The sequence below is a fragment of the Ammoniphilus soli genome, assembly GCF_040813775.1.
Window position 1 is genome coordinate 1 of record NZ_JBEGDL010000068.1, and the last position, 13,617, is coordinate 13,617.

At 35.3% G+C, this 13,617-nt stretch carries 19 protein-coding genes and 2 tRNA genes; 15 read left to right on the plus strand and 6 right to left on the minus strand.

The features are described 5' to 3' along the window. Positions 1-8: 8 nt before the first annotated feature. The gene (locus tag ABLT31_RS37250; RefSeq protein WP_367760780.1) at positions 9-1,502 is read right to left on the minus strand and encodes an HNH endonuclease; all 1,494 of its coding nucleotides are present in this window, start codon (positions 1,500-1,502) and stop codon (positions 9-11) included. A gap of 282 nt (positions 1,503-1,784) precedes the next feature. On the opposite strand from ABLT31_RS37250, the gene ABLT31_RS37255 reads away from it, so the two are divergent. From ABLT31_RS37255 to ABLT31_RS37285, 7 genes are all read left to right on the plus strand, one after another. Further along, entirely contained in the window at positions 1,785-2,384 is a 600-nt protein-coding gene (locus tag ABLT31_RS37255; RefSeq protein ID WP_367760781.1) for a recombinase family protein, read from the plus strand. Positions 2,385-2,976: 592 nt separating this feature from the next. After that, complete coding sequence (locus ABLT31_RS37260; RefSeq protein WP_367760782.1) at positions 2,977-3,507, plus strand: RNA polymerase sigma factor; 531 nt, start codon at positions 2,977-2,979, stop codon at positions 3,505-3,507. Beyond that, a complete protein-coding gene (gene spoIIP, locus ABLT31_RS37265; protein WP_367760783.1) occupies positions 3,491-4,375 on the plus strand; it encodes a stage II sporulation protein P in 885 nt (294 codons plus the stop codon). The genes ABLT31_RS37260 and spoIIP overlap by 17 nt, the downstream gene beginning before the upstream one ends. Positions 4,376-4,456: 81 nt before the next feature. Then, the gene (locus tag ABLT31_RS37270) at positions 4,457-4,786 is read left to right on the plus strand and encodes a hypothetical protein (RefSeq protein WP_367760784.1); all 330 of its coding nucleotides are present in this window, start codon (positions 4,457-4,459) and stop codon (positions 4,784-4,786) included. 30 nt (positions 4,787-4,816) lie between these two features. Then, complete coding sequence (locus ABLT31_RS37275) at positions 4,817-5,086, plus strand: DUF1871 family protein (RefSeq protein WP_367760785.1); 270 nt, start codon at positions 4,817-4,819, stop codon at positions 5,084-5,086. A 25-nt stretch (positions 5,087-5,111) separates the two neighbouring features. Next, entirely contained in the window at positions 5,112-5,633 is a 522-nt protein-coding gene (locus ABLT31_RS37280; RefSeq protein WP_367760786.1) for a hypothetical protein, read from the plus strand. Continuing rightward, entirely contained in the window at positions 5,634-6,047 is a 414-nt protein-coding gene (locus ABLT31_RS37285; protein WP_367760787.1) for a hypothetical protein, read from the plus strand. Positions 6,048-6,082: 35 nt separating this feature from the next. On the opposite strand, the gene ABLT31_RS37290 is transcribed toward ABLT31_RS37285, so the two are convergent. From ABLT31_RS37290 to ABLT31_RS37300, 3 genes are all read right to left on the minus strand, one after another. Next, the gene (locus tag ABLT31_RS37290) at positions 6,083-6,451 is read right to left on the minus strand and encodes a hypothetical protein (protein ID WP_367760788.1); all 369 of its coding nucleotides are present in this window, start codon (positions 6,449-6,451) and stop codon (positions 6,083-6,085) included. Continuing rightward, positions 6,411-6,839, minus strand: coding sequence for a DUF3888 domain-containing protein (locus tag ABLT31_RS37295; RefSeq protein ID WP_367760789.1), 429 nt, complete (start codon positions 6,837-6,839; stop codon positions 6,411-6,413). Before ABLT31_RS37295 ends, ABLT31_RS37290 begins: the two co-directional genes overlap by 41 nt. 91 nt (positions 6,840-6,930) lie before the next feature. Continuing rightward, on the minus strand, positions 6,931-7,314 hold the full coding sequence (locus tag ABLT31_RS37300) for a YqzG/YhdC family protein (RefSeq protein WP_367760790.1): 384 nt from the start codon (positions 7,312-7,314) through the stop codon (positions 6,931-6,933). Positions 7,315-7,694: 380 nt separating this feature from the next. Between ABLT31_RS37300 and ABLT31_RS37305 the strand changes: the two genes are divergently transcribed. From ABLT31_RS37305 to ABLT31_RS37330, 6 genes are all read left to right on the plus strand, one after another. Further along, positions 7,695-8,075, plus strand: a complete 381-nt coding sequence (locus ABLT31_RS37305; RefSeq protein ID WP_367760791.1) for a hypothetical protein — start codon at positions 7,695-7,697, stop codon at positions 8,073-8,075. A 103-nt stretch (positions 8,076-8,178) separates the two neighbouring features. Continuing rightward, positions 8,179-8,382, plus strand: coding sequence for a hypothetical protein (locus ABLT31_RS37310; protein WP_367760792.1), 204 nt, complete (start codon positions 8,179-8,181; stop codon positions 8,380-8,382). A 109-nt stretch (positions 8,383-8,491) separates the two neighbouring features. Beyond that, positions 8,492-9,061, plus strand: a complete 570-nt coding sequence (locus ABLT31_RS37315; RefSeq protein ID WP_367760793.1) for an EVE domain-containing protein — start codon at positions 8,492-8,494, stop codon at positions 9,059-9,061. A 111-nt stretch (positions 9,062-9,172) separates the two neighbouring features. Beyond that, a complete protein-coding gene (locus ABLT31_RS37320) occupies positions 9,173-9,718 on the plus strand; it encodes an HNH endonuclease (protein WP_367760794.1) in 546 nt (181 codons plus the stop codon). A gap of 18 nt (positions 9,719-9,736) precedes the next feature. After that, the gene (locus ABLT31_RS37325) at positions 9,737-10,588 is read left to right on the plus strand and encodes an HNH endonuclease (protein WP_367760795.1); all 852 of its coding nucleotides are present in this window, start codon (positions 9,737-9,739) and stop codon (positions 10,586-10,588) included. Positions 10,589-10,706: 118 nt separating this feature from the next. After that, positions 10,707-10,958, plus strand: coding sequence for a hypothetical protein (locus tag ABLT31_RS37330; protein WP_367760796.1), 252 nt, complete (start codon positions 10,707-10,709; stop codon positions 10,956-10,958). Here the strand turns inward: ABLT31_RS37330 and ABLT31_RS37335 are convergent. Then, positions 10,955-11,098: a hypothetical protein gene (locus tag ABLT31_RS37335; protein WP_367760797.1), complete on the minus strand. Its 144-nt coding sequence runs from the start codon at positions 11,096-11,098 to the stop codon at positions 10,955-10,957. The genes ABLT31_RS37330 and ABLT31_RS37335 overlap by 4 nt on opposite strands. 299 nt (positions 11,099-11,397) lie before the next feature. Here ABLT31_RS37335 and ABLT31_RS37340 point away from each other — a divergent pair. Beyond that, a tRNA-Thr gene (locus tag ABLT31_RS37340) sits at positions 11,398-11,473 on the plus strand. Between the two features lie 149 nt (positions 11,474-11,622). Continuing rightward, positions 11,623-11,709 (plus strand) — tRNA-Leu (locus tag ABLT31_RS37345). Positions 11,710-12,617: 908 nt separating this feature from the next. Here ABLT31_RS37345 and rluF read toward each other — a convergent pair. Continuing rightward, positions 12,618-13,328: a 23S rRNA pseudouridine(2604) synthase RluF gene (gene rluF, locus ABLT31_RS37350; RefSeq protein WP_367760798.1), complete on the minus strand. Its 711-nt coding sequence runs from the start codon at positions 13,326-13,328 to the stop codon at positions 12,618-12,620. Between the last annotated feature and the right edge of the window lie 289 nt (positions 13,329-13,617).

Here is a 13,617-nt window from a genome sequence, read left to right on the forward strand (position 1 = left end):
AGATTGTCTCAAAGACTTAGGGAAGTTTCCATACACTGACTTATTAGACGCTTACATAACTTCCAAGTATAATCAAGGTATTTCCTATCTAACTTATGACCCTCAATGAAAACTAAGGTGTTTTTATGATAGGGTTCGTCATCTTCAAAAATACAATGCACTTCTAAAGAATTGGGGTCAATAGCGAAGTATAGATCATCAAATTGAGTATGGCAGTTAGCACACAATACAATAAGATTTTGAAAGTTATCGTCACCACAATGAATCCTATTATATGGCTTAATATGATGGGCTTCAGAAGAATACTCACCGTTCGACTTGCGTATACGAAAACCACAGAGTTGACAAGTATGGTTATAACTTTCTTTAAGGGTACGTGCAATAGATGAATCACGAACCATTCGTTGAATAGTAACTTTTTCAGCTTTAAGATTTTGGTTATTTTGGCTATCAAACATAATCAAATCTTCCTCATTAATATCATTTTTTTCAGAATATATTCCGATTTCCATTTGCCTTTTTTCTTTAAACTGTGTCTTCTCTGGGAGAATGTCTTCGAAAGAAAATGGATTACTCACTTCTTCATCATTATTCTTAGCTCGATAAACAGACAAATACTCGTTAAAAGCATAATCAAAAGCAGTGTTTTTGTCTTGGTATGAAAGAATTGAATAAACTCCTTGTCCTTTAGTTGCTAGTAATAGATAAAGTATATAACTCCTCATGAGAAGCTCTTGGTTGATAGACTTATCATTTAAGAATACTCTATTATCATTCCTTCGGTAACAATTTAGGATATTTGAGATTTTTGCATTGTCTAGTGGTACATTGTCAAAAATTACAAGCTCATCAGAAGAACACTCTGTTTGTGTACCTCTGTATTCCAGATATTCATCTAATACTCCAACGGTAAATTGATTAAGATTAATCCACTCTACAAGGTCACTATTCTCATCTTTACGAATATTGCGTAACCTTTTGTTTTCTCTATCATAATCATATATTCTTAGTCGAATAACTTCTCCTTGTTTAAACATGCAGAAAAACGATAGTGTACAAATAACACGTGCTAACTTTCTTTCATTATCATTTTTATAGACCATTCTTTCGCTAAATAGATGTTTTATTTCTTGAGGAGTTAAAAAGTCTCTTTGTTGTTCTTCATGTTCGTGAGGACTAGAAAAGTAGGATTTTATAATTTCTTGGCAGGATAAGAATATATAATTATCATTAATAAAGTTATCTTCCTTTAAGAAGTCAAGAAAACGCAACAATGCTGGACGAACAACATTGGTTCTTCGAGTAATACGAGCTAAATTATTTTCATTGAATAGGCTTTGGAAATCACCCCTTGGAATTTGATTCACAGCTACATTATAGAGATAATGCTCAATGATAATCTTATATCGAGCAAGGGTGCTTTGGCTTAATTGAGCCTTCTCCGTTATAAACTCCTCATAGCCATAAATTAGAGCATCAGCTTCATATACGTCAAAATACATTATGTAAGTCCTCCATAATCTCCCTTACCTTATATTACCATAATCTAGGACGAATCACCTATAAAGTAAATAAAATCAAGTCTGTTCATGAACTATTACATATTGTTACTACCACATGTGGGCTTTTTGTTTTTTAGTAGATTGTCTAGAAGTTTCAACTTATGTACAGTCTTAACTACTATCTAAAAGATATAAACTTTTGTACTTGCGTTTGTCTAAAAGTTAGTCTAAAATAAAATGTATAGAAGTTATATAACTTTTAGACGAAGAAGGGTGAACTAAATGGCTTTGATCGGCTATGCAAGAGTCTCGACAGTCGGGCAGGACAATGGTTTAGAAACACAAAAACAATTGTTAGATGAAGCAGGATGTGAGCGCATTTTCTATGAGAAGGTGACTGGAACAAGTACAGCCAAACGAGAGGAATTAAAGGAAGCAATCAAATTTCTAAAAGCAGGAGATACTATGGTAGTGACAAAGATTGATCGGTTGGCACGCTCTATCATAGATTTAAACAATATAGTAAGACAGATATTGGATAAAGGTGTAAGTGTAAGATTTATAAAAGATAACATGGAATTTAAACCAGAGTCTAAAGAAGGTAAAAGTGGTACTAACTCTATTCAAACATTAACATTTAATATCTTAGCTTCATTTGCACAGTTTGAGCGTGATTTGATCGTGGAGAGGACAGCAGAAGGTAGAGAACGTGCTAAAAAAGAAGGCAAACATATGGGTCGTCCAGCGCAGGATGCTAAAGATATTAACAAGGCATTAAAGCTCTATTATGAGCGTGAGAGTAACGGAATGAGTGTTAATGATATAGCAAAGCTTACTGGAGTTCCAAGAAGTACGATCTATGCAGAATTGAAGAAACAATAGGCATCGTATATTGGTCATGTAATTATTAAATTAGGGAGGACAATCATGGATAATAACAATGGAAAAGTCGATTGGCGAGAAATTGAGATACCTTACAACCTAGTTGTTTTTAAGTTACTAATAGGGTGGTTGGTTTTCGTAGCCATCGCTTCGATATTTTTTACTGGATTCGATAGGTAGAAGAAAACAGTATAATCTTCCCCATAAGTATAAGCACTTACATGTCGTTGTAGGTGCTTTCTTTGTGGTCTATAGGTAGGCTTGTAACACCGCATCAGATTGTTCAGATTGGCTTGTATGGCTTTTTTAACAATGGGCTGGGGTTGCAACCTTGCGAAAAAAGGGGGGTATGATGAAAGGTTTTTACCGCTTGATTTTTCAAGAGTCAATACTAACACTTCCTCCCCGTAAGGTTGTACCCATTTCATCCGAGCGAATGAATGGGATAATGGTTTTAAACAATCTGTACCCTGCCAATAGGCAGGATTTTTTAATTTTGAGGGGAATTTTCTAAGAAAGTGTAACCCATTTTTTTCCTATTCGTCTATTAGGTGAAGATTAATAAAATCTTAATTACGAAAGGAGAAGTAAGTTGACCAATAAAGAACAGATTGAAAGATGGTTTGTTCAATACAGTGATGATGTATATAAGTTCTTAGTCTACTATACTGGAAACTTTGATGTGGAAGACTTGGTGCAAGATGTTTTTATAAAGGTAATAAAAGGTAAAACAAACTATGATGGGCTTTGCAATCCTAGAGCGTGGCTTCTAACTATAGCACGAAATACTGCTATTGATTACGAACGTAAAAAGCGTCTTATTAAATGGCTTCCACAAAGTATCTTAGAGTTATTGCCAACGAAAGAAAGGACACCTTGCGAAAGACTTGAATTTAATGAGGAAATGCATAAGCTGTATAAGGCTATAAGCAATTTAAAGCGAAATTACAGAGAGGTATTAGTGTTGCGTGGCATAGAAGGCTTGTCAGTTTCTGAAACTGCTCAAATTCTTGATTGGAGTGAATCAAAGGTAAAGGTAACACTACATAGGGCTTTAAAGGCTTTAGAACAAAAGATGTTACCAATAGAAAAGGGAGGTAGTGTCAATGAAGCAATTCAATAATACTGAAGCTGAACTCCTAAGTAAGCTAAAAAGACTACCATCGCCTAAATTGGATAATAACACAAAGGAAAGGGTTTTAAACTCCTTAATTACGGTTGAAAGAAAACATGTAAGGAGGAACATGTTTATGAAACCAATTAAGTTAGTAGGTAGATTAGTTAGCTGTTTAGCTGTTCTCCTTGGGCTATTTCTAATTTTCCAAGAAGGTATAGGGTCTAGTCCTTCAACTGTTTCTAAAAGTGAATTTAATGGTACAGTATATATTTATCAAACTCATAATCATGAATCATTTGTATCAGAAAATTTATATAAAAAGTCTGCTGTTCAAAGTAAGGAGAGAAATATCGAACTTGTTGGTGAACGGTTAGTCAATTCATTAAGAGATAATAACATGAATGTGATTCATAATAAGGAAGATTACATGGGACAAATGGTTGTATATGCCAAATTATATGAACAATCAAGGAAACCTCTGCAAGAAGCTTTAAATAAAGATAAAAATATTAAGATGGTATTCGACATTCATAGAGATTCCAGAAAACGTCAAGATACAACAGTTAAGATTAATGGAAAAGAAGTAGCTAATGTTTATTTTGTTGTATCAAAAAAGAACCCTGATTGGAAAGCAAATGAAGGATTTGCAAATAAAATTCATAAGAAAATGGAACAAATGTATCCTGGAGTATCAGAGGGTGTCCTTGTTAAGGAAGAAGGGAATGAACTAGCTTATAATCAAGACCTTCATCCAAATTCATTGATAATTGAAATGGGTGGTGTAGAGAATACACTAGAAGAAGAATATCGTACTGCTGATATGTTAGCAAATGTAATTGCAGAAGTGGCAAAAGAGCAAGAAATGACACAGTAGAAAAAAGCCATTCCTTTTTGGAGTGGCTTTAAATTAAATGAAAGCATCGATTTTATTTGAACTTTCTGAGGAGAGGTGTCTATGGATACTAAATCACTCCAAAAATTTATCCAGGAACATGATGTGTTTCAGCGTACTATTAAGGGGTTTTGGCACTATCTAAACACTTGGAAAGCGAAAGACCAATCAGATTTCGAAAAATGTTTTAGTGGAATTGATTTTAATTCATTGAAAGTAAAGGTCAAGAAGGTTTCATTGACCATTAACTATAGATATGATGAACCATTAGAATATGTACAATCTTATGCTAGTGTTGTACATAATGACGAAGAGATTGCTGTATACCATTTTCTTCTTACACTTGAAGGGGAATATGATGATGATGTGCTAAGTTGGACTGTTTTGGAGTAGATAAAAGAGCAATTTTATTAAGGAGGGCTAATGCGTAAGGATAGGTATCTTAAAGAGGTTGAGATTGTAACAGAGGTAATTAATAATTGGAATCCATATAGTCTACTTCCAGACGCACCAGAAGATGAATTTGAGCCAGAAATATTAAAAGTTGTCGGAGCGTTACATAGGGCTAAAACAGTTGAAGATTTAGCAGAGGAAATTAGAGTAATCTTTTCTAATACTTTTGGCAGTGATTTTGATTTTGACGAATGTCTAATGGTTGCTAGACGAATATGGGAACAATTAAAGAGTGAATAGAAGGTACATTTCAAGAAGGTGCATAATGGATATTAAGCTGATGGCAGAGGTATATAGGCTTGGATTGCTCATTAAATACTTTAACGCATATGAAGTTATTCAATGGGTTGATAAAATCATTGAAACAACTAACGTTAAGGACATTCCCACTATCTTTTTTGATTTGTCTTTGTCTAAAGACAAGAGGGTGATTATTGAGTTGCTAGGTTCAATTGAGGGAGATGTAGAGAAAGGCTTACCAACCAAAATTATGCTTGGGCTTTTATATAAGCGTTTGGATTCACAAGACACAGCTACAATAATTAATATGGCTAATGAATTAGCATACATGACAAATGATGATTGGGTTCTATCTGCCACAATAAAGGCACTTGTAGACCAATACGAAGAAGCATTAAAAGGGTATGGAAATCGTAATTGTACAGAAGAAACCATCAAGGAGTATGTTAGTGAAGCAGTTGAGGTAATTAAGGATTTTCTAGCTGATTACAAGGAATATGCAGGGTTATGGAAAGAAAACTATAGCTCATATCAGGGGTATATATGAATGGATATTCTTGAATTGACCAATGAACTTTATAAACTTAGCCAACTAAATTGGCTTGACTATACTGATGAAGAACAAAAGTCATTAAATGAAAAGTACATGACCTTAAAGGATAACTTTGAGATAGCACTTCAAACTGTACATGAACCCACACTATTAGAGAGAATTGCACAAAAGGATAAAGCAGAGTTTTTCATGCCAGTTGATACTATTTTCCATATATATCAAAGGCTAATACAGTTAAAGCCAAACGATAAAACTGCATATCAAGATTTTGTATTTTACTTAGAGTTTTATGGAGGGCTAGATTGGGAGGAAGAAGCCAATCAAATTAAAAAATATCTCTCTTTAGATGAAATGGAGAAAGCATTTAACATAGCAATAAGTGTAGATTATGATAAGTACAATAAATAAAACCACTCCATCAGCGTTGGTAGTGGTCAGTTTGTTTAATTCATTGGCTTGAACATATACCGAAGTAGTTCTTTTGGCATTACTTTGCCTTGCTGGCTTTCCCTCTTTACATTTATCCAAGTGTCATTTTCTTTTCTCATGGTATATAAGACATTAGTTCCATCAGCTTTCTTAAAAACAATATATGCTTTATCTTCCTTGACAAAAGTGAAAGGGTCAGCGACATTTTTATATGGTGGTTTAATATCTTTATTTAATTCTTTAATAACAATATCTTCATTGAATTTGGCTAACTGCTTTAATTTCTTTTGTTCTGCTTGGGAAAGTAATTGCTCATACTCATACTTTTGATAACCACTTAAATCAACATTGAAAAGATTTCTGTATGTCTCTGAGAACTTCATTATGGAACTTCTCAATTTTCTGTTCCCACTCATCACCCTGATGTTCAAAATTGGTTACCTTGACCCCTGAAGGGTCAACCTCCAAAGTTATTGTTTCTGTCCCATAGGGTGGATTATGGGCATTTTCAAAAGTTCTTACTTGAACCTTCACAATAAAGGAAAAACTACCTTCATCTACTCTTTTAATTTCAAGTATTTCAGCATCATATAGACCATATTGCTTTATTTTATTGTAGTGATTGAAGCTAGCTTTACTGATGTGTGGGTCAAGAGCAGTAAGAAAAGCATCATGAATTAATTTTTCGTTTGATTCTTTCTGTTGGGCTTGGACAATTGGTGTAAAAAAAGCAAGGACAGTAATCAAAAGCACAGCGATTAATTTCTTCATCTAATCACCTCATGATTATACTACCCAATAAAGGCAGAGCATAAGGCAAATGAAAACACCACTCCATCAGTGTTTAAGTGGTCATTGTTCCTTAACGATGTGTTTCCTCAAATGTGATTGATTGCACAGTTTCTGTTCTTGTATCAAATTTTATCCTTACATAAACACCAAATTCACGAATCCCTTCTTTTAGCCATAGTTTAAAGGTTTCTTGGGAAGTAGATGGAGATAAGGATTTAAGACCTACATGAAGATAGTCGATGATTTCAGCTTGAGGGTACTTCTTTTTAGTTTCTTGCAAAGCTAATCTACCCCATTTTGCATATGGTGGTTCTTGTTCATGTTGATTAGTGTTCTTAGAATGGGTAGGGGAAACATCATAAACAATATAGCATTGTGGCTGTTGTGCTTGGACAACAGATGATGAAAAAAGAGCAGAAAAAGTTATAGATACTACAATAAGCAAATTCTTCATGTAACCACCTCATAATTATTTTGCCACAATATGTAGGAAGTGTATGAGATACACAAAAAGACCACGCTGAGTGGTCAACATTGTTTTTAAACGTAAATAAATCTTATGTTCGAAATCAACCGTGTGCTTAGGAAATTTCGGTGAACCGTATCATAAATGAAATAAAGATTTTATTCAGTTCTATAGACTATAAGGGGGCGATGGTTTACAGTCTTTTTCATGACGCTTTATTAAGGACATGTCTAAACATATCTTCCCAGCAAGGTTGTCCTATGTATGAGACGATTGAAGCCAAATTAACTCCTTTAAAAGCTAGACAATGTGGAGGAAGTTGAAACCTCACCCACTCACCAACGTCAAATATAAAAAGGAGTGATTACATGAGGAAGGTGTTATTTGGTACTGCTATTTTAGTTGTAATGTTTATTATAGGAATTGTCGTAGCTAGTAAAGCGTATTACCCATCACTCCCTATAGGTTCTGTTTCAAAAAGCGAAGTTCTTGCTTTGATTAACGATTCAACTGAACCTATTGTAAAAATAGCAGAGGAAAATGGTTATGAGTGGTTCATTACACGAATGGAACAAGGCAAGGCTTATCAAAATCTAAAGAATATGATGAATAACAATGGATGGAAATTTAAAGACCAGATGGGTGCAGGGTTTATTTTTGAAAAGAATGGAACTGAGGTAATTGCAACCACCGAAATGTGGACAAGGAAATATGTAATTTGCAAGATAAAAAAGGATTGGGGCAAATAGATAGCTGTGAATTACATCTGCTTTCGTAAGATGGCAGGATTTGTTGGTATGTCCACTGATAATCAACCATATACATTCTACGATAGAAAGGGGTGTAAATGGATTGAGTGAAGGTGGATTTTTAATTTTGGTTGGGATTCTCATAGTTCTAGGAATAGTTATTTTTCGTTTAGATAAGCATATTTACTATTTTCCTCCTAAATCAGAGTTAGGTACTGAAGGTCATTTTGATAATGGAGGAAAAGATGGTTATCATGATTTTGATTTTTTTGATGGTGATGGTGATGATGGGGGTGATGGTGATTAATCAATTTAGGTTACAAGCATTATCCTGCGGACTTTGATGATGGCAGGATTTTTTCTGTGAAGGAGATATTACCCATATGGAGAACTGTATTGTTAGGTGGTGATCTAATGTGAATACATGGATTTTTCAAGGTAATCCTAGAGTTTTCAATATAGACAGTTATGTATCACAAAATAATAAAATCTGGTGGTCTTTACGACAGCATCACTTTGAAGATCAGATACAGATCGATGATGAAGTTTTCTTGTGGAGGTCAGATGGAAGTAAAAAGGGGTCTGGTGGCATTCTAGCTAAAGCTAGAGTAATCGGTCTTCCACAAGAAAGAACTGATGAGGATGCAAGAGAGTATTGGTATACGCAAGACTGGAATAATCCTGCTTTAGGTGTGAAACTAGAGATTGAAGAAGTTAGACTTGAGGGTGGTTTTCTAAAAAGGACAGAGTTAATGAAGAATCCTATTTTGGAAGATATGTTGATCTTTCGACTTAGACAACAAACGAACTATTTACTTGAGGAAAGCCATGCAGATGAGTTGAGAAGGCTTTGGAATAGTCAAGGTAACAACAGAAGCTTTTCATGGCTTAGATTATTTCAAGATGTAGCTGTGAAGGAACTAGATAAGTCAGCGTTTCTTCACAATGGTACTGGTGTGCCAGTTGATATGCGAGACTTCTTTTAAGCTCAAAATATGGAGCGTGGAGAGAGAAAAGAAATAGTGCTTAGTTATAAGACTGATAGGTACTCTGCACGAATAGAAATGGATAACCAACCCTCACCTAGAACAAGGTTGATGTGGAAGTCAGATTTCACTAATTTACTTCGTAATACCTTTCCAGATGTGTTTGGAGTATTTCAGCAAGTTGGTAAGGAAGAGTTGCAATATACCCCAAAGCTTAGGTTTGAGCGATTGAAAGATGACAATCACTATAGAGTGATATTAATCGGAAATGTCGATGTTGAGGTCTTGAAGATGGATATTGAAGCTGAGGACATAGAAAATGCTGATGCTGAGCCAAGAGTAGAGGGGAAGGCTAAAATCTATTATGGTAAGCGGTATGAGCGTGACCCATATAATCGAAAACGTGCTATTGAGATTCATGGTTTGAATTGTGTAGTATGTAGCTTTAATTTTGAGGAAGTGTATGGGGAAAGGGGGAAGGACTTCATTGAGGTGCATCATGTGAAGCCATTGAGTAGTTTGGCTGGTGAAGAAGAAATTGACCCTAAGTCTGATCTTGTACCATTGTGTGCGAATTGCCATCGAATGGTTCACCGTAGGTACGATGAGGTTTTAAGTGTCCATGAGTTAAAACAAATAGTAAGGATTAGTTACTAAATTGCTTAGGAGGCATGTATGTTGTTTGACTTATATAGTGAAGAACTTACAACACCAGAGACCAGTTTTTATTTGATTGAAATCACAGAGGAGAATAAAAATCTTATTTATCATCAGTACGAATGGAGACCTAGCTTATTAGACGGTGTAAGGATTAAAAAAGGTGATTTCTTTCTATACTTTAGGAAAAATGACAATATGTATTACATTATAGGAGCTGGTGTCATAGGTGAAATTGTTGAAAGAGAGAGTGATTATTATACAGCTTTAATTGAGAAACCTTTCCCATTAATGAACGAAGTAGGTGTTGATTTATCAAAAGTAACATGGCACAGTTATAGACAAATTTACTCCGACCTTTATAGAGTTGATAGAAATCATATTGTTAAAATGCCATTTAACTTTCAGCTTCATGATGATGTTCAAGGTGAGATTGAAATGGAACAAAGAATAAATAATGGAGACTTTAGACTTGATGATCGATACGGAGAACGGAGAATAAGGATTGGTCACAATATTTTTGCACGTAACGTAAAAATTAATTATGGGTATCGTTGTGCTGTAACTGGAATTTGTACGAGGGAATTTTTAATTGCTTCTCATATTATCCCTTGGTCAGAAAGACAAGATATTAGAGGAGACTCTCAAAACGGTATTTGTTTATCTCCTTTGGTTGATAAGGCATTCGAGGAAGGACTGATAACCTTCGACACTGAATTTAAATTGGTATTATCTGATGAAGTGCAAAATGACCCTATTTTATATTCATATTTAGAACAATACCAAGGAAGAACACTTACGTTACCTATAAGTTGTCCACCAAATCAGATTTATTTGGAATGGCATAGAGAAAACAAATTCATTAAGTAAATAGGTTGTTTTATATGCCATCATTTTGTTTGATGGGACTACCTTACCCTACCCCATCATAAATTAGTGATGTAGTCAATTACTGATGTAGCTTCAAGGTTAGGGGGAGGGGGAAACATTGAACAAAACAAAAAGGGGAGTAGGGGCTAAGCGTTGTGTAAGGAAGAGCATATCAATAACCAGTGAAATCGAAGGAAAGCTTAATCGTTTGGCAGTATCTTGTAACATGACTCCAGCTGAGCTTGCATCAGTGGTATTAGAAGATGGATTGAATAGCGTCAATTACATTAACTTCCTACAAGATAAGTACAATAAGAATCCTCAATATCGGGTTACACCGATTAGAGAGAACTCAAAAATCACTTATTAGATGCCGTATTTTTGTTGGTGGTGCTTAATCATTTCTTTGGCAATCTTCTGGTCCAGTTTAAAGCATTTCTGACATAAGCCATGATTCTTGTCCGATACTCTTTGAGGAATTTCCTTCTCACACATTCTACACTGAATCATTCTACGAACACTCCTGCATAGTTTTATTAGCAGGATTGACAAAATATCTACAATTGAAACAATTTGTGGATGAGGAATGAGATTCTTTCGTATCCATTACTCAATACAAAAACATTTTCTAACCATGTTTTCTTTTTTTAGTAGTGACCACTTGACTTTTATATTCAACCACTTTATTATTTTATTAACCAAATTAAGAATGAAGTGGTTAGATTTAGAAAAACACAATTAAAACGTTGATTAAAGTACCATCATTACAATCTACAGATTGTGATGTAACTCTTTAACAGAACTCATGTGCTGGTGTGGCACAGTTGGTAGCGCACTTCACTCGTAATGAAGGGGTCGCAGGTTCGAGTCCTGTCACCAGCACCATTGACTTCGTTCCCACTACGCCGAATAAACTTCAAGCTGGAACGAGATCGTTGTACCCGCAAGGGTGCACCATCTGTAAGCAATCCTCCTACGCCGAGTAGCATCTTGCTGGATTGCAATCGTTGTCCTCGGAGAGGGCGTTAATATTTGCGGATGTGGCGGAATCGGCAGACGCGCTAGATTCAGGTTCTAGTGGTAGCAATACCGTGGGGGTTCAAGTCCCTTCATCCGCACCAAAATCTTTAATACCAAGACTTCTGCGCTAGTGTAGAAGTCTTTTTTGTTGTTTTTTTCACAAGATATTTTCGTCAAAAATCTTGTACGACATTCTAGTAAGGAGATCGCACATGTTAACCTCCAATTAGTTCAAGCTGGCCTTGAATTTGACTGGCAGCCACCGGATAGAGAGTTTTCTCTGTAACCAGAAGGTGACCTCTCCTATTTTTCCTAATTCATGTCTAAATTCCTCTGCTTTCATTCTTCTACGTTGCAGGTTAATTTTCAAAACCTTTTAAATACGAGAAAAGATACTTGGCGTGTCTCTTCTGATAAAAAATTTCTATTTAAGTTTTGATTCAAATTGAAGCTTGCCATTCTTATACTTAAATTGCTTCATCCCAACAAGTTTATGTTCTGTTTTCCAATCTTCATGAGGGCGTTTTATAATTTCGCCGGTACCAGGATGCCCCAATAATTATGATCATGAAAGATACGATGCAATTAAATAAGTGAATTAGTTTCAATTGAATGTGCACTATTAGCAACTTTAGCAATAAGACACATAACCCCATGATGATTAATAATAAAGTTGTTGTTGTTTATGATGCTGATTATAATCTGGTCAAACGATTTGATGCAAAGCATCATGTTGGAATTTGGTTTCATAATGAACTCGGATATGAAAAACATAATCGATATGCTCAACGCCGATAAATACTTCCAATCAAAAGAGTTGTTTAATGGTCGATTTTATTTCGTTGGAGTTTCTTGACAAAAAGTCCTGAAATTAGGTGGTTACCTTTTCGCTTCGCCACTTATTCAAACACGGAGCTGGTTTCCGAAACTGTCGGTTGAACCCAAAATGAAAAAGAAAAGAACTGCTTCTCAAAAGGTCGGAAAACCGGCCTTTTGAGACAACCGTACTTCATTTAGGTGACTTCGGATTATAATCCAGACTTTGATATAGTTCACGAAGTTCTTCTGTTGTGAGATCACGCCATTGCCCTACTTTAAGGTCTTTTAAATGGATATTCATTATCCGAGTACGTTGGAGTCTGCGAACTTGGTATCCGAAAGCCATACACATTCTTCGAATTTGGCGATTAAGCCCTTGTGTAAGGATAATTCGAAACACTCGATCTGAAACTTTAGTGATTTTGCATGGTAAGGTTTTCGTTCCCAGAATCCTTACTCCACCCGCCATTCCTTTTAGAAAAGCAGGGGTAATGGGCTTATCAACCGTAACGATATATTCTTTTTCATGCTTGTTTTCTGCACGCAAAATTCGATTGACAATATCACCGTCATTGGTAAGTAGTATGAGGCCATCTGAGTCTTTGTCCAAGCGACCGATAGGGAAGATACGAAGAGGATGATTTACAAAATCAATGATATTTCCTTGAACGTGCTGTTCTGTTGTGGTGGTGATGCCTACTGGTTTATTGAGTGCGATGTATACAGGCTTTGGCTTGAGTTGAATGGGCTTATTATCAATACGTACTTCATCCCCTTCTTGAACTTGACTCCCTAATTCAGCTACAACGCCATTAATGGTAACTCTTCGTTCTGCAATCCATTTATCCACTTCGCGTCTGGAAGTAAGACCCGTTTCACTTATATACTTATTGATTCTCAAGAGAATACCACCTTTAGAAATGCCCTTTTACCTCATAAGATAACACAAATGTAGAAAGGTATGCAGAAAAAGAAAGCATAAATTTCCTAATGACTAAATGATTTATTTGTGCTAAATTATTTATTGTGATCGAGCGTAACACTTTTCTTAGATGAATAATAAAAAAGAGATAAAAAATCTCTTGACTTATTTGATAAAAGCTAATAAAATTAATTTCGCTATCATATTTCTTATTGGCCCGTTGGAGAAGCGGCTTAACTCACATGCCTTTCACGCATGCATTCAGGGG

Excerpts from the sequence above, each read along its gene's own strand:
- ABLT31_RS37295 (WP_367760789.1), bottom strand. The coding sequence starts at position 6,839 with ATGAAGAAATTAATCGCTGTGCTTTTGATTACTGTCCTTGCTTTTTTT.
- ABLT31_RS37275 (WP_367760785.1), top strand. The coding sequence starts at position 4,817 with ATGCGTAAGGATAGGTATCTTAAAGAGGTTGAGATTGTAACAGAGGTA.
- ABLT31_RS37285 (WP_367760787.1), top strand. The coding sequence starts at position 5,634 with ATGGATATTCTTGAATTGACCAATGAACTTTATAAACTTAGCCAACTA.
- ABLT31_RS37305 (WP_367760791.1), top strand. The coding sequence starts at position 7,695 with ATGAGGAAGGTGTTATTTGGTACTGCTATTTTAGTTGTAATGTTTATT.
- ABLT31_RS37320 (WP_367760794.1), top strand. The coding sequence starts at position 9,173 with ATGTGGAAGTCAGATTTCACTAATTTACTTCGTAATACCTTTCCAGAT.
- spoIIP (WP_367760783.1), top strand. The coding sequence starts at position 3,491 with ATGAAGCAATTCAATAATACTGAAGCTGAACTCCTAAGTAAGCTAAAA.
- ABLT31_RS37290 (WP_367760788.1), bottom strand. The coding sequence starts at position 6,451 with ATGAAGTTCTCAGAGACATACAGAAATCTTTTCAATGTTGATTTAAGT.
- ABLT31_RS37250 (WP_367760780.1), bottom strand. The coding sequence starts at position 1,502 with ATGTATTTTGACGTATATGAAGCTGATGCTCTAATTTATGGCTATGAG.
- ABLT31_RS37270 (WP_367760784.1), top strand. The coding sequence starts at position 4,457 with ATGGATACTAAATCACTCCAAAAATTTATCCAGGAACATGATGTGTTT.
- ABLT31_RS37255 (WP_367760781.1), top strand. The coding sequence starts at position 1,785 with ATGGCTTTGATCGGCTATGCAAGAGTCTCGACAGTCGGGCAGGACAAT.
- ABLT31_RS37325 (WP_367760795.1), top strand. The coding sequence starts at position 9,737 with ATGTTGTTTGACTTATATAGTGAAGAACTTACAACACCAGAGACCAGT.
- ABLT31_RS37280 (WP_367760786.1), top strand. The coding sequence starts at position 5,112 with ATGGATATTAAGCTGATGGCAGAGGTATATAGGCTTGGATTGCTCATT.
- ABLT31_RS37335 (WP_367760797.1), bottom strand. The coding sequence starts at position 11,098 with ATGATTCAGTGTAGAATGTGTGAGAAGGAAATTCCTCAAAGAGTATCG.
- ABLT31_RS37300 (WP_367760790.1), bottom strand. The coding sequence starts at position 7,314 with ATGAAGAATTTGCTTATTGTAGTATCTATAACTTTTTCTGCTCTTTTT.